The organism is Micromonospora sp. NPDC005215, from assembly GCF_040607915.1.
Classification (GTDB): domain Bacteria; phylum Actinomycetota; class Actinomycetes; order Mycobacteriales; family Micromonosporaceae; genus Micromonospora.
Window position 1 is genome coordinate 1826 of the sequence record NZ_JBEXHQ010000101.1, and the last position, 1670, is coordinate 3495.

Below are 1670 nucleotides of genomic sequence, written 5' to 3' on the forward strand. Positions count from 1 at the left end.
TGTTGGGTTTGGTGTGGGGCGGATCGGGTTGTGGGTTGGTCGTTTGTTGAGAATTGCACAGTGGACGCGAGCATCTTTGTGGTCAAGTTGTCAAGGGCGAACGGTGAATGCCTTGGCACCAGGAGCCGATGAAGGACGTGGGAGGCCGCGATAGGCCTGGGGGAGCTGTCAACCAAGCTGTGATCCCAGGGTGTCCGAATGGGGAAACCTGGCACCAGTCATGTGGTGTCACCCACACCTGAACACATAGGGTGTGTGGAGGGAACGCGGGGAAGTGAAACATCTCAGTACCCGCAGGAAGAGAAAACAATTTAGTGATTCCGTGAGTAGTGGCGAGCGAAAGCGGATCGAGGCTAAACCGGCTGCGTGTGATACCTGTCAGGGGTTGCGTGGTCGGGGTTGTGGGACCCTGCTGAACAAGCTGACACTTGTTCGAGAAGTTACAAAGTCAGTGGCTAGTCGAACAGTCTGGAATGGCTGACCGTAGACGGTGAGAGTCCGGTAGGTGAAAGTTGCTGACCTTCTGTGGGTGTTCCCGAGTAGCGGCGGACCCCTGAAATCTGCCGTGAATCTGCCAGGACCACCTGGTAAGCCTAAATACTTCCTGGTGACCGATAGCGGACAAGTACCGTGAGGGAATGGTGAAAAGTACCCCGGGAGGGGAGTGAAATAGTACCTGAAACCGTTCGCCTACAATCCGTCGGAGCCTTGCGGGGTGACGGCGTGCCTTTTGAAGAATGAGCCTGCGAGTTAGTGGCATGTGGCGAGGTTAACCCGTGTGGGGGAGCCGTAGCGAAAGCGAGTCTGAATAGGGCGATTCAGTCGCGTGTCCTAGACCCGAAGCGGAGTGATCTAGCCATGGGCAGGCTGAAGCGCGGGTAAGACCGCGTGGAGGGCCGAACCCACCAATGTTGAAAAATTGGGGGATGACCTGTGGTTAGGGGTGAAAGGCCAATCAAACTCCGTGATAGCTGGTTCTCCCCGAAATGCATTTAGGTGCAGCGTCGCGTGTTTCTTGCCGGAGGTAGAGCACTGGATGGTCTAGGGGGCCCACAAGCTTACCGAAATCAGCCAAACTCCGAATGCCGGTAAGTGAGAGCGCGGCAGTGAGACTGCGGGGGATAAGCTTCGTAGTCGAGAGGGAAACAGCCCAGATCACCAGCTAAGGCCCCTAAGCGTGTGCTAAGTGGAAAAGGATGTGGGGTCGCATAGACAACCAGGAGGTTGGCTTAGAAGCAGCCACCCTTTAAAGAGTGCGTAATAGCTCACTGGTCAAGTGGTTCCGCGCCGACAATGTAGCGGGGCTCAAGCACACCGCCGAAGCTGTGGCATTCACATTTTATCCTCGCTTGGACTTGATTCCTTGTGCAGGTGTGTGGATGGGTAGGGGAGCGTCGTGCCGCGAGTGAAGCAGCGGGGTGACCCAGTTGTGGACGCGGCACGAGTGAGAATGCAGGCATGAGTAGCGAAAGAAGGGTGAGAAACCCTTCCGCCGGATGACCAAGGGTTCCAGGGCCAGGCTAATCCGCCCTGGGTGAGTCGGGACCTAAGGCGAGGCCGAGAGGCGTAGTCGATGGACAACGGGTTGATATTCCCGTACCCGCGAAAGAGCGTCCCTGACGAACCTCGTTGTGCTAACCACCCGAACTTGGTGAGGTCTTCGGACTGAG

General features: G+C 56.8%; 1 rRNA gene (cut by a window edge). It reads left to right on the top strand.

Annotation, left to right across the window (positions count from 1 at the left end):
* Window positions 1-80 precede the first annotated feature (80 nt).
* Window positions 81-1670, top strand: a 23S ribosomal RNA gene (locus ABZU25_RS34270); it runs 1623 nt beyond the window's last position.